Annotated in this window: 25 protein-coding genes; 9 read left to right on the top strand and 16 right to left on the bottom strand. The window is 61.8% G+C overall.

Features of this window, described 5'->3' with window-relative positions; genetic code table 11:
* Position 1: 1 nt before the first annotated feature.
* The 4 genes from J3P75_RS03795 to J3P75_RS03780 are packed head-to-tail and all read right to left on the bottom strand — an operon-like array spanning position 2 to position 7,765.
* Positions 2-4,576: an alpha-2-macroglobulin family protein gene (locus J3P75_RS03795; RefSeq protein ID WP_434709371.1), complete on the bottom strand. Its 4,575-nt coding sequence runs from the start codon at positions 4,574-4,576 to the stop codon at positions 2-4.
* Positions 4,573-5,238, bottom strand: coding sequence for a DUF1175 domain-containing protein (locus J3P75_RS03790; protein WP_434709370.1), 666 nt, complete (start codon positions 5,236-5,238; stop codon positions 4,573-4,575). The genes J3P75_RS03795 and J3P75_RS03790 overlap by 4 nt, the downstream gene beginning before the upstream one ends.
* Positions 5,223-6,935, bottom strand: a complete 1,713-nt coding sequence (locus J3P75_RS03785) for a DUF2138 domain-containing protein (protein WP_434709369.1) — start codon at positions 6,933-6,935, stop codon at positions 5,223-5,225. The genes J3P75_RS03790 and J3P75_RS03785 overlap by 16 nt, the downstream gene beginning before the upstream one ends.
* Before the next feature lie 35 nt (positions 6,936-6,970).
* A complete protein-coding gene (locus tag J3P75_RS03780) occupies positions 6,971-7,765 on the bottom strand; it encodes a YfaP family protein (RefSeq protein WP_434709368.1) in 795 nt (264 codons plus the stop codon).
* A 336-nt stretch (positions 7,766-8,101) separates the two neighbouring features.
* Here J3P75_RS03780 and J3P75_RS03775 point away from each other — a divergent pair, with 336 nt between their 5' ends.
* The 6 genes from J3P75_RS03775 (at position 8,102) to J3P75_RS03750 (ending at position 15,251) form a co-directional block, all read left to right on the top strand.
* On the top strand, positions 8,102-9,409 hold the full coding sequence (locus J3P75_RS03775) for an AAA family ATPase (RefSeq protein WP_434709367.1): 1,308 nt from the start codon (positions 8,102-8,104) through the stop codon (positions 9,407-9,409).
* Complete coding sequence (locus tag J3P75_RS03770; RefSeq protein WP_434709366.1) at positions 9,402-9,992, top strand: retron system putative HNH endonuclease; 591 nt, start codon at positions 9,402-9,404, stop codon at positions 9,990-9,992. Before J3P75_RS03775 ends, J3P75_RS03770 begins: the two co-directional genes overlap by 8 nt.
* Positions 9,993-10,094: 102 nt before the next feature.
* The gene (locus J3P75_RS03765; protein WP_339494355.1) at positions 10,095-10,337 is read left to right on the top strand and encodes an exodeoxyribonuclease VII small subunit; all 243 of its coding nucleotides are present in this window, start codon (positions 10,095-10,097) and stop codon (positions 10,335-10,337) included.
* Positions 10,334-11,221, top strand: coding sequence for a (2E,6E)-farnesyl diphosphate synthase (gene ispA, locus J3P75_RS03760; RefSeq protein ID WP_434709365.1), 888 nt, complete (start codon positions 10,334-10,336; stop codon positions 11,219-11,221). Before J3P75_RS03765 ends, ispA begins: the two co-directional genes overlap by 4 nt.
* Positions 11,222-11,312: 91 nt before the next feature.
* Entirely contained in the window at positions 11,313-13,211 is a 1,899-nt protein-coding gene (dxs, locus tag J3P75_RS03755) for a 1-deoxy-D-xylulose-5-phosphate synthase (protein ID WP_434709364.1), read from the top strand.
* A 156-nt stretch (positions 13,212-13,367) separates the two neighbouring features.
* On the top strand, positions 13,368-15,251 hold the full coding sequence (locus J3P75_RS03750) for a TonB-dependent receptor domain-containing protein (RefSeq protein WP_434709363.1): 1,884 nt from the start codon (positions 13,368-13,370) through the stop codon (positions 15,249-15,251).
* Positions 15,252-15,387: 136 nt separating this feature from the next.
* Here the strand turns inward: J3P75_RS03750 and J3P75_RS03745 are convergent, their stop codons facing one another.
* The 12 genes from J3P75_RS03745 to nrdR all read right to left on the bottom strand — a co-directional run bounded on the left by J3P75_RS03745 (position 15,388) and on the right by nrdR (position 24,211).
* On the bottom strand, positions 15,388-16,188 hold the full coding sequence (locus J3P75_RS03745) for a helical backbone metal receptor (protein ID WP_434709362.1): 801 nt from the start codon (positions 16,186-16,188) through the stop codon (positions 15,388-15,390).
* Complete coding sequence (locus tag J3P75_RS03740) at positions 16,188-16,607, bottom strand: MFS transporter (protein ID WP_434709361.1); 420 nt, start codon at positions 16,605-16,607, stop codon at positions 16,188-16,190. The genes J3P75_RS03745 and J3P75_RS03740 overlap by 1 nt, the downstream gene beginning before the upstream one ends.
* Entirely contained in the window at positions 16,604-17,221 is a 618-nt protein-coding gene (gene ribA / locus J3P75_RS03735; protein WP_090286700.1) for a GTP cyclohydrolase II, read from the bottom strand. Before ribA ends, J3P75_RS03740 begins: the two co-directional genes overlap by 4 nt.
* A gap of 242 nt (positions 17,222-17,463) precedes the next feature.
* Entirely contained in the window at positions 17,464-18,198 is a 735-nt protein-coding gene (locus J3P75_RS03730) for a substrate-binding periplasmic protein (RefSeq protein WP_434709360.1), read from the bottom strand.
* A 31-nt stretch (positions 18,199-18,229) separates the two neighbouring features.
* On the bottom strand, positions 18,230-18,733 hold the full coding sequence (locus J3P75_RS03725) for a phosphatidylglycerophosphatase A family protein (RefSeq protein ID WP_203419661.1): 504 nt from the start codon (positions 18,731-18,733) through the stop codon (positions 18,230-18,232).
* Complete coding sequence (thiL, locus tag J3P75_RS03720; RefSeq protein ID WP_434709359.1) at positions 18,730-19,695, bottom strand: thiamine-phosphate kinase; 966 nt, start codon at positions 19,693-19,695, stop codon at positions 18,730-18,732. The genes J3P75_RS03725 and thiL overlap by 4 nt, the downstream gene beginning before the upstream one ends.
* A gap of 27 nt (positions 19,696-19,722) precedes the next feature.
* Positions 19,723-20,223 (bottom strand): transcription antitermination factor NusB, encoded by a 501-nt coding sequence (nusB, locus tag J3P75_RS03715; RefSeq protein ID WP_434595141.1) that lies wholly within the window; start codon positions 20,221-20,223, stop codon positions 19,723-19,725.
* Positions 20,220-20,696, bottom strand: a complete 477-nt coding sequence (gene ribH / locus J3P75_RS03710; RefSeq protein ID WP_003228649.1) for a 6,7-dimethyl-8-ribityllumazine synthase — start codon at positions 20,694-20,696, stop codon at positions 20,220-20,222. Before ribH ends, nusB begins: the two co-directional genes overlap by 4 nt.
* Positions 20,697-20,786: 90 nt before the next feature.
* Complete coding sequence (ribBA, locus tag J3P75_RS03705) at positions 20,787-21,878, bottom strand: bifunctional 3,4-dihydroxy-2-butanone-4-phosphate synthase/GTP cyclohydrolase II (protein ID WP_093097920.1); 1,092 nt, start codon at positions 21,876-21,878, stop codon at positions 20,787-20,789.
* Positions 21,879-21,906: 28 nt separating this feature from the next.
* Positions 21,907-22,572 carry a riboflavin synthase gene (locus tag J3P75_RS03700; protein ID WP_434709358.1) on the bottom strand — a complete coding sequence of 222 codons (666 nt, stop codon included), beginning with the start codon at positions 22,570-22,572 and terminating at the stop codon, positions 21,907-21,909.
* Positions 22,573-22,619: 47 nt separating this feature from the next.
* Positions 22,620-23,750, bottom strand: a complete 1,131-nt coding sequence (gene ribD, locus J3P75_RS03695; protein ID WP_434709357.1) for a bifunctional diaminohydroxyphosphoribosylaminopyrimidine deaminase/5-amino-6-(5-phosphoribosylamino)uracil reductase RibD — start codon at positions 23,748-23,750, stop codon at positions 22,620-22,622.
* The gene (gene nrdR, locus J3P75_RS03690) at positions 23,747-24,211 is read right to left on the bottom strand and encodes a transcriptional regulator NrdR (protein WP_172833237.1); all 465 of its coding nucleotides are present in this window, start codon (positions 24,209-24,211) and stop codon (positions 23,747-23,749) included. The genes ribD and nrdR overlap by 4 nt, the downstream gene beginning before the upstream one ends.
* Positions 24,212-24,339: 128 nt before the next feature.
* On the opposite strand from nrdR, the gene J3P75_RS03685 reads away from it, so the two are divergent.
* The 3 genes from J3P75_RS03685 to trxA all read left to right on the top strand — a co-directional run bounded on the left by J3P75_RS03685 (position 24,340) and on the right by trxA (position 26,510).
* Positions 24,340-24,804, top strand: coding sequence for a YbaY family lipoprotein (locus tag J3P75_RS03685; RefSeq protein WP_434709356.1), 465 nt, complete (start codon positions 24,340-24,342; stop codon positions 24,802-24,804).
* Entirely contained in the window at positions 24,801-25,454 is a 654-nt protein-coding gene (locus J3P75_RS03680; protein WP_434709355.1) for a class I SAM-dependent methyltransferase, read from the top strand. Before J3P75_RS03685 ends, J3P75_RS03680 begins: the two co-directional genes overlap by 4 nt.
* Positions 25,455-25,637: 183 nt before the next feature.
* Entirely contained in the window at positions 25,638-26,510 is an 873-nt protein-coding gene (gene trxA / locus J3P75_RS03675; RefSeq protein WP_434709354.1) for a thioredoxin, read from the top strand.
* Positions 26,511-26,512 lie beyond the last annotated feature (2 nt).

The following is a 26,512-nucleotide window of genomic DNA, read 5'->3' as shown; positions in this document are numbered from 1 at the left end:
GTCAGTTGACCGTGACCTGGCCGAGCGCGGCTTTGGTTTCCTGAGCCTGATGCTGCGGCGCGTAGACCTGTTTGAAACGCACCGGCGGCAGGTTGAACTGACCTTTTTGCGAGAAACGCACCAGATGGCGCAGGCGCAGTTCACCGCTCAGCGCATCCACCGGCACCGCGTAGGCCAGTTGCCCCGGCTCGAAACGGGCCTTTTCCAGCGCGGTCGGCTCGCTGCCGTCTTTACCCTGCAACTTGATGCCCCAGGTGGTGCGCTCGACATCGGCGCCCGGTGGCAGCGGCACTTCGAGCATGCCGTAGCGCAGCGGTTTCGGCGCTTTGCTGGTGAGGATCACTTCGTCCAGATACAGACTGTCGCTGGAGAGCGGTTTGCTGCCGACCGGCTCGAGTTTGAAGGTGAACGCTTCGTCGCCCGGCACCAGTCGCGACAGACGACGGGTGATGGTCACGGCCATCGGATCGACCGCTGGCTGTTGGGTCTGGAAGCTCAGCGCCGCGCGCAGCGGACGCTCTTGTGTGCCGGACACGCTCAACACGCTTGGCACCGGCGTCGGGCCCTGCCAGATCCAGTACATCTCGCCGCTCGCGCCATAGTGTTTCTTCCAGCCTTCACCCGGTGTCAGGGCGATGGTCGGCGACGCCTGGGCGATGCTGCGTTGCAGCCAGGTCAGCGCCAGCGCGCGTTCGAGGGTCGATTGCTGTGGCAGCAGACGTTGCAGCAGCGCTGTCGCACGGCCCTGATCGAACGGTTGCAGCGAGAGGTCCAGCGCTTCAACGAAGGGCTGCGAGCTGACCGCCAGACGTTGTTGTGCCGCAGACACCTGACGATTGAACGCTTCCGGCAATGTCACTTTCGCTTGCGTGGCCAGTGAGGCGGTCAATACCCGCGCCGCCGCCAGACCGCGCGCCGAATCCGGATCGTTCATCACCAGACTGTCTTCGCCATCGTCCAGCACGGTTTCTGCACTGCCCTCACCGGCCTTGGCCAGATCGTCGATCAAACCGCTGAGCAGCGTGTTCACCGGCAGATGCATCTGTTTGGCGAACGACAGAATCAGCGCCCGTTGCAGTAGCGGCGTATTCGGCGCTTGCTTGGCGTAGACCTCCAGCACCCGCTGCCAATGCTCCGGCGGCAAGGTCAGCTCGAGCACCTGACTGGCGTTCCAGTCGGCGTAGTAAGCGTAGGCCGTGAGGAATGCATCCGGCTCGCCGTCATAACCCCACCAGGTGAAGCTCGCCGACGGCCCGGCCATTTGCACCAGCCGCAAGCGGCTGTTTTGCATGATCAGGCGCAAGCGATCGCGAATCTGCGGGTTCGACGCCAGCGAGGGATAAGCAATGCTCAGCGGCAGCAAACCGCTGGCGGTCTGCTCGACGCCGCCGTACGGGTAGCTGAGCAGATCATCAAGGGCGGAACGGAACAGCGCTTGCGGACTGTCATCCAGACGCAGGCGAATATCCGTGGCATCGGCCGGCAGACCCAACGGCGTATCACCGCTGGCAACCTCGAGACTTTGCGTTTGCGTCACTTGCCAGCCATCGCCGGTTGCACTCAGGCGCACCGCCAAGGCGTCAGCGGTTTTGCCGTCCTGCACCAGTTCCGCCGTCCATTCACCGGAAGCCAGGGCGAACGCCGGGATCGGCAGGTAGTTAATGCCGTTGTTCAAGGTCACCGGCAGACGCTGCTCAGCACCGGCATAACGAGTGACCAGTTCAGCCTTGAACGGTTTCTCGGCTTGGCTGAACGCGAACACGCCCAGTTGCGGCTGATCGCCCTGGCGGAATTTGCTCGGCCCGCTCCACTTCAGGTACAGCGGTTTTTCCGAACGAACAAACTGCTTCTTCTGCCCGACCTGACCGTCATCGGCGATCGCGCGAGCAGTGATGCGCCAGCGGGTCAGAGAGTCCGGCATCTTGAAGGTGAAACGGGTTTTGCCGTCGGCGCCGGTCAGCAGTTCCGGCTGCCAGGCGGCGGTGTCGACGTCTTCGCGACGCGGCCGCTCCAGCACTTTCACCCCGCGCTCGCTGCGGTTGGCCTTGCCCGGTGCGCCGGGGCTGCCCGGCAACGCCACGTCATAACTGATGAACGACAGGCTGGCACTGGTGCGCACGTTGTTACGGCGCGGGTGATAGAAGAACTGGTCGATGGTCGGCGCGACTTCCGGTTGCAGCGCATAGACCATTTCATCGACGACGCTGACCGTCAGGTGCGCCGGCACGGCTTTGCCGGCGAATTGCGTGGTCAGGTCAACCGTGACCGTATCGCCCGGCAGATACACCGCTTTGTCGGTGCTGATCGCCACGTCGATCTGCGGCGCGACCACTTTGATCCCGGCGTTCTGGAAGCTGTACTGACCGCCCTTGGTGTAAAGCACGGAGAAGGTCAGGTTCGGCGCAAAGTTGTCCTTTACCGGGATGCGCGCGCGGTATTGCGTGTCGCTGAGCTTTTCCAGCTTCAGCCAGTCCGCGCCCTTGGCCAGCAGCGCGGTGGCTTCGACCTTGTCGCGTTCCAGCGACAGCAATGCATCGCTGACCGGCTCGGGGAAGGTGATCAGCGCCAGCGCTTCATCGCCGGCCTTGTATTCAGGCTTGTCGAGGACGATCTCGACGGTCCCCGGCACGGCTTTTACGCCATCGCCAGTCACTGAATGGCCAGTGGCGCCGAGGACGCGACCGTGCTGATCCTTCAGCGTCAGGTTGTAGGTGCCCGGACGTTCGAACGCGAGGCTGAAGCCTTTGTCGGTGGCGGCGAGTTTGCCTTCGCCGGTGCTCTGGTCTTCGAGACGCACCCAGCCATAGCTGCTTGGCGTCACCGCTTTGCTCTGCTCGCTGCCGCCCTCGTTGGCGTAGCTGAAGTCAACCTTGTCGCCGACCGCGCTGAAGCGTTGCGGCGCGCTCAAGCGAAAACTCGCCGCGCCACGGTCGATAAGGATTTCCTTGGTGGTCTTGACCCGATATGCCGCGCCATCGCTGGCAAACACGGTGAGCATGTAGCGGCTCGGTTTGTCGGCGGCCGGCAGGTCGAGGGTCGCATTGCCTTTGCTGTCGGTGGTCAGTTCGGCGCTGGTCAGTTCCACCGGGAATTGCCCCAGATATTGCAGCTCATTGTCGACCATCGACAATTGCTGGGCGCGCAAGCTCAGGCTCAGTTTGGCATTGGCCACCGGTTTTCCGTCCGGGTAGAGCAGCACCAGACTGCCTTTGACCGGCTCGCCGGTGCGGTAATCCTGCTTGGCCAGATTCAGGGAAATCTCAAAGTGCGGCTTGATGTATTCGGCGACGCGGAAGGCGCTGCTGTAGGCCTGATCCTTGTAGTTGAAACGGATCTCGTACCCCCCGGCCACGGCATTGTCCGGCAATTGGAAACGGCCCTGCGTACCGGCCTTCGAATCGAGTTTGAGGTCGAGGTGTTGCAACTCGGTACCGGTCGCGTCGAGCACGCTAACGGTGACATCCGCCGCGCCCGGCAATACCGAATCCCGGGCATTCTTGAATTCGCGACCGACGATTTTCAGCGAAACCCAATCCCCCGGGCGATACAGCGGCCGGTCGGTGAAGGCATACAGTTTGGTGTCGTAGATTTCGCTGTCGTAATAGAAGTTTTCCGAAACGAACACGCCGCCCTCTTCGTCTTCGCCGATGACGAATGAACGCTCGGGGCTTACGTGTTTCAGGCGCAGCAAACCATCGCTGTCGGTGGCGCCGCTGCTCATTACACCAAGGCCGTCGGTCCACAGCACATTGACCTTCGGCACCGAGCTGCCTTCGTGTTTGCGTGCGGCCCAGACCAGCAGTTCGTCACCGGCAATCTTGCTCACCGCCACGGTGTTGGACACAAAGACCATGGTCGTCGCGCGGTACTTGCCGATCAGCGCCTCGACCAGGTACAGGCCCGGTTTCAGATGACCCAACGGAATGTAGACGTTGCCTGGCGCGACGCTGACGAAATCGCTTGAAGAACCGGCCAGATCGACCCCGGCCGGCGGCTGGATCGGCTTGGCCTGCCACAGCGGATAGCGGAACTGACTGACCACCGGCAGGCCCGGAATCAGTGCAAATTGCGGCTGCGCGTCGTACGGCGTCGGCGCGGCCATGGCGTCGCCCATTTTCAGTTCCGGCACTTCTTCGGTGACCTGTTTGCGCGACTCGTAGGAGAACGCACGCTGCATCACCCGACGGGATTTGCGGTACCAGTTGTCCCACAGATACGCGAGGGTATTGGATAGCCCTTCACCCTTGAACTGGCCGTCACTGACCACCCGGTGCAGGTTCTTCTGACGCTTGAGAAAATCCAGCGGTTTGTCGATGCGGTACACGCGAATGTCGGCGCCGCCATACGGTTCCATGCGGAAACGCCGGTAGTCACGGCCGGGCGCTTCGAGGCGCACCATGGCCTGTTCGTCTGCCGCGAAACTGCTGTCGGCAAGCAGAAAGAAGCTTTCGCCGGACACCGGTGTGTAGCCGCTGGGTTCGACCGAATCGTCAGCATTCACGCTCGCCAGTGGCAGCAACAGTGCGAGCAGCAGTGGAATTCGGGAGCAGAGTCGCAACATGCGGGCACCGGTCATTGGGAGAGAAAATTCAGTCGATAGACGCCGATGAAGTTGGGGTTGGCTGCGTCGGGTATCCATCGGGTGTCCTTCCATGTCATGAGTTGCTGCAGGCTTGCCGAACGCATGCCGTTGTCTGTGGGAGTGGTGGTGCCGGTGTGATAGGCGATGTAGCGGCCCATCCAGATCATCAGGTGCTGGTCGTCGCCCTGATCGAAAAACATCAGGTCACCGGGGCGCGCCTGCGACACATCGCGGCTGACCAAGTGACTGTTGAACTGAATCAGTTTGATCGCGTTGACGTACGGCCCGACCTCGCCGCCGCCCTGCTGCCACTGTTGCGCAAGCTTGCGTTGTTCGTCGCTGAGCGCCAGCTCTGGCGGCAGGTAGCGATTGGACAGGCCATTGCTGCGCAGCCACTTGTCATCGTGGACTTTCAGCGCTTCGTTGGCGGCGAAGCGCACCAGCCCGGCACAATCCTGCTGATACCAGCGCGGGCTCGGGCCCTGGCTCAGTTGCTCTTGGGCAATGCGCACGAACCAGGCGCGGAACACCTGCGATTGCGCAGGGTCCAGCGCCGGGGCTTTTAAAGGTAGAGAGTCGACGGCGCGGGCGCCCGCGCTGAGCAACAGCGCGAGCAGGCCGAGGCTGCGGATCAATGTCGTCACAGCGCTTTCCATTCCAGCGGCAGCCACTGCCAGTGGCCGTCCGGCTCACTGCCTTCGGGCAAGGTCAGGGCGTATTTACCGTAGCCGCCAAGGGCGCGCAGTTTCGGCAGCAGATAGGTTTGTGCGGCGTTGTAGAACACCGGCTCCATGTCCTGCGGCAGGCTGTCGAGAGTTTCCTGCTGCATCAGCTGGGCCATCGAATCCGGGCCGAAATAGATTGGCATCAGCACGTCTTTCGGCAATACGTCGGCCATCGGCGGGAAGCGTTTGTCGAGGGTGCCGAGGGCCTTGTCGAGCAGTTTGTCGTCCAGCGAAAACAGCAGCGTCGAGCCGTGTCGGGCGAGGCTGACCTTCATGAACGCCTTGCCGGATACCGCCTCCGGGTTCTGCGCAGTCTTCGCCGCATACGGACCGAAACTGGAGCTGACCTGGCGCTGCCAGACGTGGCTTTGGCCTTCCTGCTTCTCGACCACTGGGAACACGTTTTCCGCGATGTTGGGCTCGAACGCGCCGACCATCGAGCCGAACAGCTTGCCCAGATCGCCGTCGAGCTTGCTGCTGTCTTCGTCTTTCAGGCTGGCCACCAGCAGCGGCGTGTACAAGCGTGAATCGGCGTACCAGCACAGGCCCGCCGCACCGGCGACGTGCTCGGTCAGCGTCTGCGCCACGGCGTCGTCGGCGCCGAGCTTCATTAGTAGCGGCTTCTGCGGTTCGGCTGCCACCGGCAGGGTCACACAGGCGCTGGCGCCCAGCGGCATCGCCTGCCACACCGGTTTGAAATCGAAATCCGGCTGGTTTTCCAGCTCGTCCATGGCCAGGTAGCTGTGCCAGCCCTTGTCGTCCATGTCGAAACGCAGCCCGGCGAAATTCGGGATAAAGCGCTGATAGCCCATGGCAAGCACGCTGGCATTGACCGACAGCCGCTGCTTGGTTTCAGGGCTCTTCGCCGGCAGACCGAATGCTTCGGGAAAGAGTTTTTCGCCGTTGAGCAGCGCCGCCAGCGCTTGCGAGGAAACGTGGCCGGATTCTTCAGACGCGCCGTGTTCAGGGTCGTAGTACTTGGCCGGGTTGGACAACACCACCAGTTTGTCGCCGCGCGAGGCGAACAACAGCGATTTGCTGGCGTTGTAGCTGAGCTGATAGAGCGGGACTTCGTCGCCACCGACCTTGAGGTTGTCGATGACGCTGAGCTGACTGTCATCCAGCGCGACTTTCGCCAGCGGCTCGAGCAGTTTCGCCAGCCCGCCGCGATCCATCACCAACAGAAAATCCTTCAAGCGACCATCAGCGCCACGCCACAGCGCGACATCGGCCGGTTGATCGAAAAGCTGCTCGATCAGGCTGTCCTGCAATTTCAGATCGTGCTCGTAGACGATCCGCCGCAAGCTGCCAATCAAGCCGAGGCGATCGGCGTGGGTTTCGTAATAGAAGACGAAATCCTCGGTCAGCGTGGCCTTGAGGAACGGCACCGTCAGCAGGTCTTTAGGCAGCTGGCTCAAGGAGCGGGTTTCCAGCAACGCGTCCGGGCGACTGAGACCGAGCTTGTCACTGGCCAGCTCGGCCGGCGGCGCCTTGGGCTTGAGCAGCAGCCAGCCGAATCCGCCCGCCACGCCGGCGATCAGGCACAGCCCGAGCAACAGAAACGGCCAGCGCCGCGAAGGTTTGGCCGCTGGCGTAGCGGCAGCCGGGGTAGCAGTGTTATCGCTCATGTGCACAACATCCGAGTTCATCCGTGGCGGGATGCTTAATAGTTGAAAGTCTTGACCAGCAGCAGATCACCGATTGCCTGCAGGGGCACGATGAAGGTTTCGCGTTTCTCGTCGACGGTGTTTTCGTTGAGCACCAGCGTGATTTGCGAGGTGATCACCTCGTTCTGGTTGCTGGTCTCCTCGAAGTTATAGCCGCCGTCGCCGTAGTTGCCCCAATAGTTGACGTAAACCAGATAGGTGCCGTGCAGCGGCGCGGTCATGGTGAACATTTCCGGGCCCGGCCCGTCGACGCCATCCGGGTCGAGACCGCCGCCATTGCTCAGCGCCGGTCGCGCCCAGAACGCATGCTGACCGTCGGGAGTGACAATATGCAGATCGAGTTCGGCTTTCGGGTCGTCCCATCCCAGGACAAGACGAATTCGTGCCGGCGTGCGCAAATCGTTTGCTTCATAAAATTGCACGCGCTTGAGCGACTGGCCCTCGGCGCTGATCACCTCGACACTGTTGGAACCGGCGCCGAACGCATACGGCCGGGCGAAGCGGCCCTGGTCGTCGGTGTACAGATTAAGCGGATTGCCATTCACCGCGAGGCTATGCGGCGGACGCATATGGCCGAGGGCCTTGAGCTGGCCCTGAATCATCGTGCGATTGCGTTGAATACCGCGATCGATCGGCGGCGTCGGATAGGCGACCTGCGGGTTTTCCGTGCGATCGAGCAAACCGTGATAGCGCCAGCCCCCCACCGGCTCCGACAATTCGGCGCTCGGCGCGGCCGCCCACAGCCCCGGCGCACAGGCCAGGCCGATCAGCAGCAACAGAAATGAACGCATGTGATGCCTCCTGCCATGCCCCAACGAAACCTTGCACCCGATCCTCGGCGCTTCACAGCGATGAACTGCGTTTCGTCTGATGGACCCGCGAATGCGGGTCGTCGAAGGCGCGAAGATTAGCGATTCGGCAGTTTTTTAACAATCGGATACATGTGCTTTTGCTGTAGGAATTGCGCTTTCGAGAGGGCGTGAGCCGAATAGCGAATTTATTCGGCTCACAAAATGAGCCGAATACGTGAGGCCCCGGCATTGATTTCGGCTGGAGCTCAAGGTCTTCTCATGATCAACTACCGCCACAAAGCCGTCGGCAAGGACGGCAGAACCTGAGGTCGCCTTGTGAAACTGCGCAAATTGAAATTAAAGGACTTCCGTCGATTCGAGGAAATCGAGATAGATTTCCATCCTGAGCTGACGGTTATTGCTGCACGTAACGGGCAGGGTAAAACTACCATCCTGGAAGCCATTGCGACTGCTCTCGGCCCATTTATCGGGGCATTCGATATGGGCAAATCCAAGCACATCGAGCGCACAGACGCTCGTTATGTGCGTTTAGGCAACAGCTTCGAAAACGAGCAGAAATTTCCAGTAGTCGTTGATGCAGTCCTGGATGAACCTTTTATTGAGTGGCAAAGAGCCCTCCATGGCCCCAAAAGCCGGACGACAACCAAAGAGGCGTCTGCACTTGCAAGCTGGGGCAAAAAACTTCAGGAATCACTACGCACCGACGCAGGCACAGCCTTGCCGCTGATCAGCTATTACCCAGCTGGACGTCTGTGGATTACTCATAAAAACAGCTCTCGAAAAGCTGTGGTTAGTGCCAGTCGGACGACCGGTTATGAGGACTGTCTTTCTTCTGCGTCGAATTTTCTGCAAATGCAACAGTGGATACGCAAGGCAACAATGGCATTACTACAACAACAAGAGCTGCCAGGGTATGAGGGGTCGGATCTAAAGCCCAGGATTGCAGGGATTCAAAACGCCGTTAACCTGGTACTGGAAAACGAGGGATGGAGCAACTTCCATTACAGCCTCAGCTTCGAAGACCTCGCAATGTCTCACCCTGACCATGGGCTGCTGCCTATCAGTTTGCTCAGTGACGGCGTTCGGGCAATGATTTCGATGACCGCCGACATGGCGTTTCGTTGTGCACGCTTGAATGGTCATTATCAAGAGCAAGCCTCTCTTTTAACAGAAGGCATTGTGCTGATTGATGAAGTCGATCTGCATTTACACCCGGCCTGGCAGCAACAAGTCTTGCCAGCCCTGCGCAATGCATTTCCAAAGATCCAATTCATTGTCAGTTCTCATAGCCCGCAAGTATTGACGACGGTTAATCGCGAACAGATCCGCGTAGTACACAAAGACGAGCACGGCTGGATCTCCGAACAACCCGCGATGAGCCCTCTGGCACAAGCTTCGGGCGATGCGCTGGCCGGAGTCATGAATGTGAGCACTCGCCCTCCTATGTCGATAGTCGAAACAGCTCACGCTTATGAACAGCTTTTTCGCGACGGCGCAGGCACCAGTCCACAAGCAAAACAGTTGAGGCAGGAGCTGGATGAAGCGGGATATGAGATTTCCAATGCGGACATGGCGCTTTGGACCTTTCTCGCAGCGCAAGTCAGGAAGACACGCAATGATTGAGTTGGCTCACAATCCTGCGGTACCTCGGGCCCTTGTCGAGTTCAATGCCAGCTACCCAGAGGCGGGACCGAGCGATTTCGATGGCGCAGCATTTCATCAGGTAAAGAAAATCGTCAAGGCGAGCCTTCATTCGGATCAGGGTGGACTTTGTGCTTACTGCGAAATGCCTTTGGAATCCGATAAAGGCCAAATCGACCACATCAAGCCTAAGCGCGGCAATGACGCACATCCGCACCTGACATTCACGTATACCAACTATGCTCACGGATGCATCAGGGCTGATGGATGCGGGCAACGAAAAGGTGATCGACTTCTTCCCATCGAACCGGCCCCCGGTTGTAACGAGCGGTTCTCCTTATCGTCGGATGGCTCGCTGGAGCCCATGCCCGCACTCAATAGAAGAGAAAAGCATTTGGTGCGCCAAGCCAGAGACATGCTGGGGCTACAAAGTGCGGCACTCGTTCTTGAACGGGAGAAGTGGATAAAGGCCTTTCTCAGCCTGCTGAAAGAACAGCCTTTAATTGCGAACGATTTTTTGAAGGAGGCGCCGTTTCGCCACATATTGCTTCGCTTGATCAGCTAGCCAGTTGTCATAGCCGAGCACCAGGGCACGCCCGCTCATTTGCCCATACCCCCCCTATCTGCTAGTGTCGCGCCGGTTTAACGTCTACCGGAAATTGCCGCCATGGCCCGCAAAAAAGCTGCACTGGATTTCGAACAGTCCCTCGCCGACCTGCAAACACTGGTCGAGCGTCTGGAGAACGGGGAATTGTCGCTGGAAGACTCGCTGACCGCTTTCGAGCAGGGCATCGGTCTGACCCGTGACTGCCAGTCAGCGCTGGCGCAGGCCGAGCAGAAGGTGCAAGTGCTGCTGGAGCGCGATGGCGAACTCGCCGAGGAACCCTTCGACGCGGAACAGCCAGAATGATTGCAGCGTATTCGGCGACCAGCCAGGGCCGGGTCAACGCGGCGCTGGAAAGCTTGTTCGATGCGCCGCTGCCGGAGTTGGCGCGGCTCTACGAAGCCATGCGCTACAGCGTGATGAATGGCGGCAAACGCGTGCGTCCGTTGCTGGCTTACGCCGCGTGCGAAGCCCTCGGTGGCAAGGCCGAGCAAGCCAACGGCGCGGCCTGCGCGGTGGAGCTGATTCACGCGTACTCGCTGGTGCATGATGATTTGCCGGCGATGGACGACGACGATCTGCGTCGCGGCCAACCCACCACCCACAAGAAATTCGATGAAGCCTGCGCGATTCTCGCCGGTGACGGCTTGCAGAGTCTGGCGTTCAGCACTCTGCTCGACCCGCGTCTGAGCGATTGCAGCAGCGACATCCGCCTGCAAATGGTCACCGCGCTGGCGCAGGCTGCGGGCCCGGCGGGCATGGTCGGCGGCCAGGCCATCGATCTCGGCTCGGTGGGCTTGAAACTCGATCAGAAAGCCCTCGAACAGATGCACCGGCACAAGACCGGCGCGCTGATCGAAGTCAGCGTGCGCCTGGGCGCCCTCGCCAGCGGCCGGGCCGAGGCGGACGAACTGAAATCCCTGCAGACGTATGCACAGGCCATCGGTCTGGCGTTTCAGGTCCAGGACGACATTCTCGACGTTGAAAGCGATACCGCGACCCTCGGCAAACGCCAGGGCGCCGACATCGCGCGCGACAAGCCGACCTACCCGGCCCTGCTCGGCCTCGACGCGGCCAAAGCCTATGCCCTGGAGCTGCGAGATCAGGCGCTGCATGCCCTGCGACCGTTTGACGCGGCGGCCGAGCCGTTGCGTGAGCTGGCCCGGTATATCGTCGAGCGGCGCAACTGACGGCGAATCGGCCAAAAAAGACCAACGCGTGGGCAGGGGCCGATGCATCAGGTAAACTGCCGCATCTTCTATACCTATAACGATTCGCCTGATGCCCACGACGTTTCATGAGATTCCCCGCAAGCGCCCGACCACGCCCCTGCTCGACCGCGCGAACACGCCGGACGGCCTGCGCCGGTTAGGCGAAGCCGAGCTGGAAACCCTGGCCGATGAGTTGCGCCTGGAACTGCTCTACACGGTCGGCCAGACCGGTGGGCATTTCGGTGCCGGCCTGGGCGTGATCGAGCTGACCATCGCGCTGCATTACGTCTTCGACACGCCGGACGACCGGTTGCTGTGGGACGTCGGCCATCAGGCGTATCCGCACAAGATCCTCACCGGCCGTCGCGAGCGCATGGCCAGCCTGCGCCAGAAGGACGGCATCGCCGCATTCCCGCGTCGCTCCGAGAGCGAGTACGACACCTTTGGCGTCGGCCACTCCAGCACTTCGATCAGCGCCGCGCTGGGCATGGCGATTGCCGCCCGCCTGCAGGACAGCGATCGCAAGGCCATCGCGGTGATCGGCGATGGCGCATTGACCGCCGGCATGGCCTTTGAGGCGCTGAACCACGCGCCGGAAGTCAACGCCAACATGCTGGTGATCCTCAACGACAACGACATGTCGATCTCGCGCAACGTTGGCGGGCTGTCGAATTATCTGGCGAAGATCCTTTCCAGCCGCACCTACGCGAGCATGCGCGAAGGCAGCAAGAAAGTCCTCTCGCGCCTGCCGGGCGCCTGGGAAATTGCCCGTCGCACCGAAGAGTACGCCAAAGGCATGCTGGTCCCGGGCACGCTGTTCGAAGAACTGGGCTGGAACTACATCGGCCCGATCGACGGCCACGACCTGCCGACCCTGATCGCCACGCTGCGCAACATGCGTGACCTCAAAGGCCCGCAGTTCCTGCACATCGTCACCAAGAAAGGCAAAGGCTTCGCCCCGGCGGAAGTCGACCCGATCGGTTACCACGCCATCACCAAACTCGAGCCGCTGGACGCGCCGGCTGCTGCGCCGAAAGCCGCCAGCGGGCCGAAGTATTCGGCGGTGTTCGGCGAGTGGCTGTGCGACATGGCCGCCAGCGACCCACGTCTGGTCGGGATTACCCCGGCGATGAAGGAAGGCTCGGATCTGGTGGCGTTCAGCGAACGTTTCCCGCTGCGCTACTTCGACGTGGCGATTGCCGAGCAACACGCGGTGACATTCGCCGCGGGCATGGCCTGCGAAGGCGCGAAACCGGTGGTGGCGATCTACTCGACGTTCCTGCAGCGCGGTTACGACCAGCTGGTGCATGACGTCGCGGTACAGAACCTCGACGTACTGTTCGCCATCGACCGCGCCGGTCTGGTGGGCGAAGACGGCCCGACCCACGCCGGCAGCTTCGACCTGTCGTACCTGCGCTGCATCCCGGGCATGCTGATCATGACCCCGAGCGATGAAAACGAGCTGCGCAAGATGCTCACCACCGGACACCTGTTCAACGGCCCGGCGGCAGTGCGTTACCCGCGCGGCAGCGGCCCGAACGCGACCATCGAGAAAGACCTTGCGCCAATCGAAATCGGTAAAGGCATCGTCCGCCGTCAGGGCAGCAAAGTCGCCCTGCTGGTATTCGGCGTGCAACTGGCCGAAGCGCTGAAAGTCGCCGATAAGCTTGATGCCACCGTGGTCGACATGCGTTTCGTCAAACCTCTGGACGAATCCCTGGTGCGCGAGATCGCCGCCAGCCACGAGCTGCTGGTGACCATCGAAGAAAACGCGATCATGGGCGGCGCCGGTGGCGCGGTCAGCGAATTCCTCGCGCGCGAGAACATCCTCAAGTCGATGCTGCACCTCGGCTTGCCGGATATCTACGTCGAGCACGCAAAGCCTGCGCAGATGCTGGCCGAATGCGGTCTGGATGAAGCCGGGATCGAAGCGTCGATTCGTCAGCGCCTGGCGCTGCTCGACCAGTAAACGCAATACCCCCTGTGGGAGCGAGCCTGCTCGCGAATACGGTCTATCAGTCAACACTACTTTGACTGACAGTTCGCTTTCGCGAGCAGGCTCGCTCCCACAGTGTTTTGTGAAACCCGATTTTTTGTGCACACCTGAAACACCTGTGGAATGTTGATGAACCTCTCGCGCCTCGCCCTGCCTCTCTTCCTGCTGCCGACCGCCAGCGCTGTCGCCGACACCTTCGAACGCGATCAGGCCCTGAAGCTGCCCGACACACTGATCAGCGCCAACCGCCAGGTCGAAGCCCGCAACGACAGCAGCGCCGCCAGTACCGTGTTCACCCGCGAAGACATCGACCGCCTGCAACCGAGCGACGTACCGGACCTGCTGCGCCGCGTGCCGGGCGTGCAAGTGGCACAGACCGGCGGGCGCGGCAGCCTGCCGGGCATTTATATCCGGGGCACGCAGTCGGCGCAGAGTCTGGTGCTGGTCGACGGCCAACGCATCGGCAACTCGACCTCCGGCGACAGTAACCTGCAGCATTTGAATATCGAGCAGATCGAGCGCGTCGAAGTGCTGCGCGGCTCACGCTCGGTGATTTATGGCAGCGATGCGATCGGCGGCGTCATCCAGATCTTCACCCGCCGCGGCACCGGCCAAGGCTTGCAGCCACGCCTGCACATGGGCTTGGGCAGCAACCAGAGCTGGGAGCGCAGCCTCGGTGTGTCCGGGGGCGACGACAGAACCCGCTTTAACCTTGGTGCCAGCCTCGATGAAAGCGCCGGCATCGACCGCACTCACGGCTCATACCCGAGCGACGGCGATCACGACGCCTACCGCAACAAGTCCGTCAGCCTGAGCCTCAGCCATGCAGTGACCGACGACATCGAAGTCGGCGCCAATCTGCTGGATAACCGTGGCAAAAGTGAATTCGACAATCCGTTCGGCCGCTTCGACCCGGTTACGTTCGAGTCGCTGCAGCAACAGCCCTACAGCGATTTCAACGTCAGCAGCCTCAACAGCTACGTCGACGCGCGGGTCAATGAACGCTGGAAAACTCGCCTCGAGTTTGGCCACACAGAGAACCGCGAAAAAACCTTCGACAAGCTCAGCGAAGAGCGCTCAGTGTTCAATACTTACCGTGATTCGGTGAACTGGCAGAACGACCTGACCCTTGATCCGCGCAACAGCCTGATTCTCGGCGGCGACTGGTACGAAGACCGCATCAACAGCAGCACTGCGTTCGACGAGGACAGCCGCTGGAACCGCGCCGCATTCATCCAGCATCGCTATCAGGGCGACAGCTTTTCCACCGAGCTGGGCCTGCGCCACGACGACAATCAGCAGTTCGGTAGCCAGAACACCTGGAGCGGCACGCTCACCCTGCCGCTGAACCCGGACAACGACCTGTTGCTGAGCTACAGCGAAGGCTTCCGCGCGCCGACCTTCAATGATCTTTACTACCCGGACTTCAGTAATCCTCAGCTGAAACCGGAAACCTCGAAAAGCTATGAGCTGCAATGGCGCAGCCAGTTGAGCGACAGCAGCCGCCTCGAGGCGTCGATCTATCGCACCGATCTGGAAGACGCGATTATTTTCGGCAGCAATTCACGCCCGGAAAATGTCGCTTCGGCACGGATCAATGGCTTTGAAGCGGCCCTCAAGCAGGACCTCTTTGGCTGGCAGAGCAATCTGGGCGTTTCGATCATCGATCCGCGCGACCGCGACAGCGGGCACACCCTGGCACGACGTGCGCGGCGAACACTGAGTTGGGATCTGGATCGGCAGTTCGACCGCTTGAGCCTGGGCGCGAGCTGGCAGGCGGTGAGCAACAGTTATGATGATCGCGACAACCAGCAATCATTGGGTGGCTATGCGCTGTTCGGCTTACGCAGCAGTTGGGCGCTGAATCGCGAGATCAAGCTGGATCTGAAGGTCAATAACCTTTTCGACAAGGGTTACAGCCGAGCCAATTACAGCTATGACGGCAATTCGTATGGGTATCGCGAGGAAGGTCGGGTGTGGATGTTTGGGGTGACCTGGACGCCGGAACTCTGATCATTATGTGGTGGTTTGGCGGGCCTCTTCGCGAGCAGGCTCGCTCCCACAATGGATCTCCGTTGCACTCAGATCCCGGGTTAAACCCCGATCAAAAGTGGGAGCGAGCCTGCTCGCGAATGCAGGCGCTGCGGTCTCAACGGTCGGGCGCGATCAATTGGCAGAGCTTGGCAGTGGCGCCGATCATTTGCCCACTTGGGCGCTCAAGCCCTTTGTCAGCAACCAACAGCAACATCCCCTGCTTCACCGCCGCCACCTGCGGCCAGCTCTTCCACGCCTCCAGCTGCGCCTGATCCCCGGCCAGTATCACCTCGGGATCACGCTGCAACACCGCTTCGACACTTACCTGCGGCGCCGGCAGATTCAGGTCGGCGAAGACATTCCGCGCCCCGCAGACCTCAAGCGCATCGCTGATGATTTGCCCGCCGCCGATCGTGTACAGCGGCTTGTCCCAGACCTGATAGAACACTCGCAACGGCACCTCGCGGCGATAGCGCTGGCGCAGGTCGGCGAGCTGTTGGCGTAAATAGTCCGCGCGCTTCAGTCCGCGCTCCGGTCGTCCCAGGCGCGTGGCAATCGCTTCAATCTGAATGGTGAGCTGTTCGAGGGAATGCGGTTCAGCCACGAAAGTCGCTATACCCAGGCGCTTGAGCTGATCACGCTGCGCTGCACCGACGCTGCCGGGCCAGAGCAACAACAGATCAGGCTCGAGGCTGAGCAAACGCTCGATGTCGAGCTGGCCGTAACGTCCAACCGAGGCGACATGCGCAATCGGCGCGGGGCGCTCCCCGGCATCGAGCACGCCGACCAGCAGATCGGCTGAATCCAGTTCAACGACAATTTCCGACAACGACGGGGCGAGGCTGACCACGCGCAGATCCGCCAGCGCCGGGCCAGCGCCGATCAGCAGCAGAACCGCCAGCCAGAGCCGGCGCATCAGCCGAGTTGACGCGGAATACGGTAGAGGTAAAACAGCACCGCCGTGGACAGCGCCAGCAGCATCAGCGGCACCGCTTTAAGGCCGACGAACACCGCCAGCGCACCGATCCACGCCGGCAGGGAGGCGACCAGGAACGCCGCGCGGCGACATGCCGCAAGCGCGATCCACGCGGCCGGTTCATCAGGAGTATCGAGGGCTTTTTGCGTGGCGATCAGCGCATGTTTGTAGCGGCCAAAAAACTTCAGGCTGACGAACATCGACGCGACGCCGGCGATGAACAACGGCATCGCCAAGACGGGCAGCAGCTCCTCGCCCGCGCCGAACAACGCATTGATGACGAACAGCGGTACCAGCGCCAGCGCCAGGTATTGCCACCAGGCCACCGACAATCGGCGCCGCACCTGTCCGCGCGTCACGCGCGGTCCACCTCGCCCTGATGCTCGTTGCCCATCATGTGGTCGAGCTTGCTGGCCTTGGTCGCCAGGTAGAGTTTGTTGTGCGGGTTGTGGCCGGTGTGCAGCGGCACACGCTCGGCGACGACAATGCCCATCTCGGTCAAGGCTTTGACCTTGCGTGGATTGTTGGTCATCAGACGCAGGGATTTGACTCCCAGATGTTCGAGCATCGGCAGGCACATGGCGTAGTCACGCTGATCGGCGGCAAAGCCCAGACGCTCGTTGGCTTCTACGGTGTCGGCGCCGCCGTCCTGCAATTCGTAGGCGCGGATCTTGTTCAGCAGACCGATGCCGCGACCTTCCTGGCGCAGATACAACAGCACGCCACGGCCTTCGCGGGCGATCGCCTGCAGGGCGGCGTCCAGTTGCGAGCCACAGTCGCAACGCTGGCTGAACAGGGCATCGCCGGTCAGGCATTCGGAGTGCAAACGGCCCAGTACCGGCGCGCCATCTGCAATTTCACCCAGGCTCAGCACGACGTGCTCGCGGCCGGTGGTTTCATCGAGAAACCCGTGCATGGTGAATTGCGCATAAGGCGTTGGCAGCTTGCAAGCGGCAACAAAGACGACAGGCACCGTTGTGCTCCTGATCTGAAGAGTCTGAAATTCGCAGGCCGGCATTGTAACAGCAGGTACCTGTGGACGCTTAGGCTGAATTATCGGCGATAACGATCAAAAAGTTTGATGACAATGACCTTGATCGCCCTCCCTGTAGGAGTGAGCCTGCTCGCGATAGCGGATGATCAGGCGACATCATTGTTGAATGTCAGTCCGCTATCGCGAGCAGGCTCGCTCCTACAGGGGATTTGTGTTGGGCTTCAGTTTGCGTCAAACGGATACGGCTGCTTCCACTTTTCAAAGATCGGCTTCAACTCGCCGCTCTTGACCAACTTCGCCATACGCCGGTCATACAACGCCATCAACGCCCGGGCCTGCGGGGTATTGGCGAAACCGAGGAACAACGGCAACTCGGCCAGATGCGAATAACGGTACTGCGCCGGGTCCAGCGCATCGCGCACCACGGCTTCAACCTCGGTCCGCGCGTCGATGTAGTAATCGGCCCGCCCCTGCTTGAGCATCGACAGAATGCCGCTGCGCCGCTCGATCTGGTTGTAGCGCTTGATGTTCGGCAGGTAGTTTTCATAGCGATAGCCGCGCACCCACGCCAAGCGGTATTTGCCCAGGGTCGCCTGGGTGGGTTCGGGACTGCTGGCCAGCCCCAGTGCGTAAATGTGGTCGGAGTCAAAATTCCACTGCGGATACAGCACCTGCGGGGCTTCATCGCGATAGGAGCCGACCAGCGCGTCGACTTCCTGCAATTGCACCAGGCCGATCGAGCGGGTATACGGCACCGTGCGAATGTCCAGTTTCACGCCGACCGGTTCGAACACTTTGCGCAGTACATCCCAGGCCAGACCATGGCCGTCGGCGGCGGTGTAGTCTTGCCAGTCCTCGCTGGCCAGATGGATCACCGCAGGCGGCGGCATTTCATGCGCCTGGGCAAACACGCCCAGCAGAACCAAAACCAGCATCGCCAACCCGCGTCGCAGCATTTACCTGCCCCTCACTTGCCCCTGACCCTGATCAGGCGAACAGCCACACCAGGCCCTGCATCGCCAGCCAGGCAAACACCCCGGCGAGCACGTCGTCGAGCATGATGCCGACGCCGCCATGCACGTGTTTATCGATCCAGCGGATCGGCCACGGCTTGAGAATATCGAAAAAGCGAAACACCAGAAAACCCGCGAGTAACCAGTACCAGCCTTCCGGCACCAGCCACAGGGTGATCCACATGCCGACCATTTCGTCCCAGACGATGCCTTCGTGGTCATGCACGCGCAGATCATCGGCGACTTTGCCGCACAGCCAGAAGCCGAACAGCATGGTGATGCCCAGCATCAGCCAGTAACCCCAGTCGGGCAGCATCTGCCACAACGGAATGAACGGCAGCGCCACCAGCGAACCCCAGGTGCCCGGCGCCTTCGGCAGCGTGCCGGAACCGAAGCCGAACGCGAGGAAATGCCAGGGGTTGCGCCAGACCGACGGCGGCACGAAGTCAGCCGGAACCTGTTTCGGGTGATCTGTCACGGTGTCTCCTGAAAATGTTGATAACCGCGGGTATGCGGGGTGATATCGCGACCGTCACGATCCAGCAGCACCACGCCCTGGCCGTCGCTGACGCGGCCGATCACATGGATTGGCCAACCGGCTGCGAGCAGTGCCGGTAGCTCGACGGACGGCAGCGTAAAGGCCAGCACGTAATCATCGCCACCGCTGAGCGCTGCACGTTCGGCACCGCGCTGACCGAGAAACGCCACTAAGGCATCCGACAACGGTACACGCTCGCGTTCAATCTCAAGTCGCACCTTCGACGCCAGCGCGATATGACCGCAGTCGGCGAGCAGGCCGTCGGAGATGTCCAGCGCCGCTGTGGCTTTGCCCCGCAAGGCCTGACCGAAGGCCAGTTGCGGCTGTGGCGACCAGTAATGATCGAGCAGCGGCTGGGCGATTTCGGCCGCGGCGTCGCGTTGCCCCAGCACCAGCGGCAACGCTCCGGCAGCATTGCCCAACTCACCGCCGACACAGAGCAGATCGCCCGTTCGCGCGCCGCTGCGGGTCAACGCCTGGCCTGCGGGTACGCGGCCAAACACGGTGACCGTCAGGCTCAACGGCCCACGCGTGGTGTCGCCGCCAACCAGCGCCACGCCGCAACTCTGCGCCATGCGGTTCAAACCGCGGGCATAGGCTTGCAGCCAATCGGCGGTCACCGTCGGCACAGTCAGGGCAAGGGTAAAGGCAACGGGCGTGGCGCCCATGGCGGCCAGGTCACTGACCGCGACGGCCAGCGAGCGCTGACCGAGCAGAAAAGGATCGCACGGATCGGCGAAATGCACACCGGCCACCAGCGTATCGGTAGAAATGGCCAACTGCTCCCCGGCGGGAACCGTCAGCAAGGCACAGTCATCGCCAATCCCGAGAGCAACGCCTTCGCCGCCCTGCGCACAAGGCGCGGCGGCGAAGAAATTGCGGATCAGCTCAAACTCGCCCATGGCTGAGACAAAGTGCTCAAGCGCCAATCAGCGCTTGAACGCCTTCACTTCAGCTTCACGCAGGCGCGGGGCCAGCTTGTCGAGCACGCCGTTGACGAACTTGTGGCCGTCGGTCGAACCGAAGACTTTCGCCAGTTCGATACCTTCGTTGATCACCACGCGGTACGGCACGTCGACGCGCTTGAGCAGTTCCCAGGTGGACAGGCGCAGAACCGCCAGTTCAACCGGGTCCAGCTCTTCGATCGCCAGATCCAGGCAAGGCGTCAGGGCGGTGTCGATTTCGCTCTTGAATTGCGGAACCCCGTGCAGGATCTCGCGGAAGTAGGCGCCGTCGACATCGGTGAAATCGTTATCAACGCGAAACTGCGCTTCGATCTCGTTCAGCGATTGCTTGGCCATGTGCCACTGGTACAGCGCCTGAGTCGCGAGCTGACGGGCTTCGCGACGCTTGACGCTTTTCGAGGGCTTGCCGGCATCCGCAGGTTTCGGATCGCGCGGGTTGAAACGATCGCTTTCGTCGCTAATCACTTGGCCTCCAACTGCGCCAGCAGGCTGACCATTTCCAGAGCGGACAGGGCAGCTTCGGCACCTTTGTTACCGGCCTTGGTGCCGGAACGTTCGATGGCTTGCTCGATGGAATCAACGGTCAGGACGCCGAACGCGACCGGCACGCCGAACTCCATGGATACCTGAGCCAGACCCTTGGTGCATTCGCCCGCCACGTATTCGAAGTGCGGGGTGCCGCCACGAATGACCGCGCCGAGGGCGATGATTGCGGCGAACTCGCCTTTCTGCGCGACTTTCTGCGCAACCAGCGGGATTTCGAAGGCGCCCGGTGCGCGGATGATGGTGATGTCGCTTTCGCTCACGCCGTGGCGAACCAGGGCATCAACGGCACCGCTGACCAGGCTTTCAACCACGAAGCTGTTGAAGCGGCCCACTACCAGAGCGTAGCGGCCTTTGGGGGCGATGAAGGTACCTTCGATGGTCTTCAGGGTCATTCGTCAGTTCTCTTAAAGAGCCGGGACGCGTCTGCTACGCGCCCCTCAGTGATTATTTGCCGCGAATTGGAATCCGGAAACAGCCGGTCATTATTCGGAGGGCACGTATTCTACAACTTCCAGATCGAAACCGGATATCGCGTTAAACTTCATCGGTGCGCTCATCAAACGCATTTTGCGCACGCCGAGGTCGCGCAGGATCTGCGAACCGGCACCGACGATGCTGTAAGTGGTCGGTTTTTTCGGCGCTGGCTGATCGCCGGTTTCGCGAATGTGCGCCAGCAATACATCACCATCGAGCGGATGGCCGAGCAACAACACCACACCGCTGCCCGCCTCGGCGACCGCAGCCATGGCGGCGCGCAGGCTCCAGCGACCCGGTTGCTTGACCATCAACAGGTCGCGCAGCGGGTCCATGTTGTGCACGCGCACCAGCGTCGGCTCTTCGGCACAAACGGTGCCCAGGGTCAGCGCCATGTGCACGTCGCCTTCCACCGAATCACGATAGGTCACCAGGTTGAATTGGCCCAGTTCGCTGTCCAGTGGCTGCTCGGCAATCCGCTGAACGGTACGTTCGTGGATCATCCGATAGTGAATCAGGTCGGCGATGGTGCCGATCTTGATGTTGTGTTCGGCGGCGAAGGCTTCGAGTTCGGCGCGACGGGACATGGTGCCGTCATCGTTCATCACTTCGCAGATCACCCCGCTTGGCTCGTAACCGGCCATGCGCGCCAGATCGCACGCCGCTTCGGTGTGGCCGGCGCGCGCGAGGGTGCCGCCGGCCTGGGCCATCAGCGGGAAAATGTGGCCCGGGCTGACGATGTCTTCAGCCTTGGCGTCTTTGGCGGCAGCCGCCTGCACGGTGCGCGCGCGGTCAGCGGCGGAGATGCCGGTGGTCACGCCTTCGGCGGCTTCGATCGAGACGGTGAACTTGGTGCCGAAGCCGGAACCGTTGCGCGGTGCCATCAACGGCAGCTTCAACAGCTCACAGCGCTCGCGGCTCATCGGCATGCAGATCAGGCCACGGGCGTGCTTGGCCATGAAGTTGATATGCTCGGCCTGGCAGCACTCGGCGGCCATGATCAGGTCGCCTTCGTTCTCGCGGTCTTCGTCATCCATGAGGATGACCATTTTGCCTTGGCGGATGTCTTCAACCAGTTCTTCGATGCTGTTGAGCGCCACAAGGCACCCCCTTCTTATATTTTGAGCTTCAGGATTTGAGGTAGCCGTTCTGGGCCAGAAAGCTTTCGGTGATCGTGCTGCCAGCGGTCTTCTCGGCGGCCTTGTCACCCAGCAGCAGACGCTCCAGATAACGCGCCAGCAGGTCGACCTCAAGATTCACCCGGCGACCTGGCTTGTACGACCCCATGATGGTTTCACTCAGGGTGTGCGGGATGATCGTCAGCATGAATTCGGCGCCATCGACGGCGTTCACGGTCAGGCTGGTGCCATCGACGGTGATCGAGCCTTTATGGGCGATGTATTTGGCGAGTTCCTTTGGCGCGCGGATGCAGAATTCCACGGCGCGCGCGTTGTCGCTGCGCGATACCACTTCGCCGACACCGTCGACGTGGCCGCTGACCAGATGCCCGCCGAGACGGGTGGTCGGGGTCAGGGCTTTTTCCAGATTGACCGGGCTGCCGCTTTTCAGGTCGTTCATGGCGGTGCAGTCGAGGGTTTCGCGGCTGACGTCGGCGGCAAAACCGTTGCCCGGCAGCTCAACTGCGGTCAGGCAGACGCCGTTGACGGCGATGCTGTCGCCGAGTTTGACGTCGCTCAGGTCGAGCTTGCCGGTGTCGACATGCACACGCACATCGCCGCCCTTGGGGGTCAGTGCACGGATGCTGCCGATGGATTCGATGATGCCGGTAAACATGGGGTTCTCCTTGAGAACGGAGCCAGCGCTAAGGCGATGGCCGGGAATTATACGCGCGCCGCAGGGACAGGGCGGGCAGTGACTCGCCAGTCATCGCCGACCGCACGAATTTCAGTGATTTTCAGCTCCGGCGCATCCTTCATAGAGGCCAGCGGCCAGTCGAGCAGCGGACGCGCCGTGGAACCGAGAAACTTGCCGGCCATAAAGATCACGAACTCGTCGACCAGACCAAGCTGCGCGAAAGCCCCGGCCAGACGCGGACCGGCCTCGACCAGCACCTCATTTACGCCGCGATGGGCCAGCTCCAGCAGCAATTGATGCAGGTCGACCTGACCGTCATCACCCGGAACGATCAAGCATTCCGGGCCGTTGGCGTACTGTTCTTCGACCGCCACGCAGGTGGCGACCAGCGCCGGGCCGGCCTTGAAGAACGGCGCATCCAGCGGCACCCGCAGGCGCCCGTCGATCAGCACGCGCAACGGCGGGCGACTCATGACTTGCGCGGTTTGCTCGGCGTCCAGACCCAACTCGTCAGCACGCACGGTCAAGCGCGCACCGTCGGCCAACACGGTATCGGCGCCGGTCAGCACCACCGCCGCCTCGGCACGCAAGCGCTGAACCGCCGAACGCGCCGCCGGGCCGGTGATCCACTGGCTCTCGCCGCTCTCCATCGCCGTGCGGCCATCGAGGCTCATCGCCAGCTTGACCCGCACGAACGGCAAGCCGTGCTCCATGCGTTTCAGAAAGCCTAGATTGAGCGCGCGCGCTTCGGCCTCCAGCACGCCGCTTGCGGTGGCGATGCCGGCATCGGCCAGGCGCTGCAAACCGCGTCCGGCGACTTGCGGATTGGGGTCACGCATCGCTGCTACTACCCGCGCCACGCCGGCATTCACCAGCGCATCGGCGCACGGCGGCGTGCGGCCATGGTGGCTGCACGGTTCGAGGGTGACATAGGCCGTGGCACCGCGGGCTTGCTCACCGGCAGCGCGCAGCGCATGGACTTCAGCGTGCGGTTCGCCGGCGCGCTCATGCCAGCCTTCGCCGACAATCTGCCCATCGCGCACCACCACGCAACCGACCCGCGGGTTGGGATGGGTGGTGTAGTGACCTTTGCGTGCCAGTTCCAGCGCGCGCGCCATGAAATGCGCGTCGAGGATGGCCTGCTCGGCGGCGGTCATTCTTGCACCGGTTCGCGGGCGAGGCGGTCGATCTCTTCGCGGAATTCGTTGAGGTCCTGGAAGCGTTTGTACACCGAGGCGAAACGAATGTAGGCGACTTCATCGAGCTTTTGCAGTTCGGCCATCACCAGTTCGCCGACGACGAGGGATTTGACCTCGCGCTCGCCGGTGGCGCGCAACTTGTGCTTGATGTGGACCAGAGAGGATTCGAGGCGCTCGACGCTCACCGGACGTTTCTCCAGCGCGCGCTGCATGCCGGCACGGAGTTTTTCTTCGTCGAACGGCTGACGGCTACCGTCGGTTTTGATCAGGCGCGGCAACACCAGTTCGGCCGTCTCGAACGTCGTGAAACGTTCGCCGCAGGCCAGGCATTCACGCCGGCGGCGCACCTGTTCGCCCTCGGCGACCAGACGCGAGTCGATGACCTTGGTGTCGTTGGCACCGCAGAAGGGACAGTGCATGGTGGCTGGCAACAAAAAAAGGGAGGGCCATGGTAGCGCATCCCGGTGGCAAGACAAGCCATAGCCTTTGCGGTATACAGAACGGCATGATTGTTTGATCCATGGAATTCATTCTGCCGGAGCCTCCAATGCCGTTACGTCCGCTCGTATTGCTCAGTCTTTTCAGCCTGCTGGTGGCCTGTGGCAGCGACGCGCCCAAGCTGCAGCCGCCAACGCCAGGCCCAGCGCCACAGCAGGCACAGAAAAAAGCCAAAGAGGCCGCCGAACTCGGCCCGCTGCCGGCCTATCAACGGGAGCTGAGCGGCACGCTGCAAGGCGTACCCGCCGGGGCCGAAGTTGAACTGGCGCTGCTGGTGATCGATGAAAAGGATCGCCCGCAACAACTGCTCGCCAGCTCCAGTCTGATCGGCACCAATCAGCTGCTGCCGTTTCGCCTGCGCTTCAACCCCGAGGCCTTCCCGGCCGGTGCGCGGGTTGAGCTGCGTGGTCGCGCCAGCCAGTCCGGTCAGTTGATTCTGCATCTGCCGTCGCAGACCATTACTCAGCCGACCACCCAGGCGCTGGGCCAACTGCAATTTGTCAAAGCCCCATGACGGCACCGCTCGACCTGCAACAGGCCTTGGGCGAATTGCTCGGCGACGCCAGATTGAAAGCCTGCGCGTTGCCGGACACCGATTTGCAGCTGTGGCTGATCGACGGCGACAACATGGCCCGCGAATTCAGCCAGGAAGAAACCCAGCGCATCCTGCACGAGCCGCCCTACTGGAGTTTCTGCTGGGCCAGCGGCCTGGCGGTGGCGCGCTATCTGGCGGAGTTTCCCGAGTGGGTGCGCGGCAAGCGCGTGCTGGATTTCGGCGCCGGTTCCGGGATTGCCGGGATCGCGGCGGTGAAAGCCGGCGCGCTGGAAGTGGTGGCCTGCGATCTCGATCCGCTGGCGATTGCGGCGTGTCGGGCCAATGCCCTGCTCAATGATGTGCAGATGAGTTATTCGACGGATTTCTTTGCAGAAGCCGATCGCTTCGATCTGATACTGGTCGCGGATGTGCTGTACGACCGGGCGAATCTGCCGCTGCTCGATGCGTTTCTCAGCCGCGGGCGCGAGGCGCTGGTGGCGGATTCGCGGGTGCGGGATTTCCAGCATCCGCTATATGAGCGGATCGAGATGCTCGAGGCGATGACCCTCCCCGATCTGGCCGAGCCCGAAGAATTCAGACATGTCAGCCTCTACCATGCGCGGCGCTAGCTGAAAGCATCGCCAGCAGGCTGGCTCCCACATTTGATTTGTGGCGTTCACAAATCCTCTGTGGGAGCGAGCCTGCTCGCGAAAGCACCCGCTCAGACGACACACCTTCAAAACCTGCCCCGCTTCCGGCCACCCCCCGGCAAGCCTTATAGTTGCCCCATCCACGCTTTGACGAGATCCCCCATGAGTGAGCAAACGCCGTACATCTTCGACGCCACGACGGCCGATTTCGACCAGTCGGTGATCGAGGCTTCTTTCAACAAACCGGTGCTGGTGGATTTCTGGGCCGAATGGTGCGCGCCGTGCAAGGCGCTGATGCCGATGCTGCAAGGCATCGCCGAGAGCTATCAGGGCGAGTTGCTGCTGGCCAAGGTCAATTGCGACGTCGAGCAGGACATCGTCGCCCGCTTCGGCATTCGCAGCCTGCCGACCGTGGTGCTGTTCAAGGACGGTCAACCGGTCGACGGTTTTGCCGGTGCGCAACCTGAATCCGCCGTGCGCGCGCTGCTCGAACCACATGTGCAAATGCCGCCACCGGCCGCTGCCGACCCGTTCGAACAGGCTCAGGCGCTGTTCGATGACGGACGCTACGCCGACGCCGAAGCGGCGCTGGTAGCCATGCTCCAGGAAGACAACAGCAATGCCAAGGCGCTGATTCTGTATGCCCGCTGCCTGACCGAGCGCGGTGAGCTGAGTGAAGCGCAGACCGTACTCGACGCGGTCAAGAGTGACGAGCACAAGGCCGCACTGGCCGGCGCCAAGGCGCAGATCCAGTTCCTCGGGCTGGCCCGCGACCTGCCGGACGCCGCCGAGCTGAAAAGCCGTCTGGCGCAAAACCCGCAGGACGATGAAGCGGCCTATCAACTGGCGATCCAGCAACTGGCGCGTCAGCAATACGAGGCGGCGCTGGAAGCCCTGCTCAAACTGTTCATCCGCAACCGCAGCTACGGCGAAGGCCTGCCGCACAAGACCCTGCTGCAAGTGTTCGAACTGCTCGGCAACGATCACCCGCTGGTGACCGCTTACCGCCGCAAGGTCTTCGCCGCGCTGTACTAAGC

The organism is Pseudomonas sp. R1-1 (genome assembly GCF_051132135.1).
In the GTDB taxonomy this organism is placed as follows: domain Bacteria; phylum Pseudomonadota; class Gammaproteobacteria; order Pseudomonadales; family Pseudomonadaceae; genus Aquipseudomonas.
This window is presented reverse-complemented; position numbering and strand designations above follow the sequence as displayed.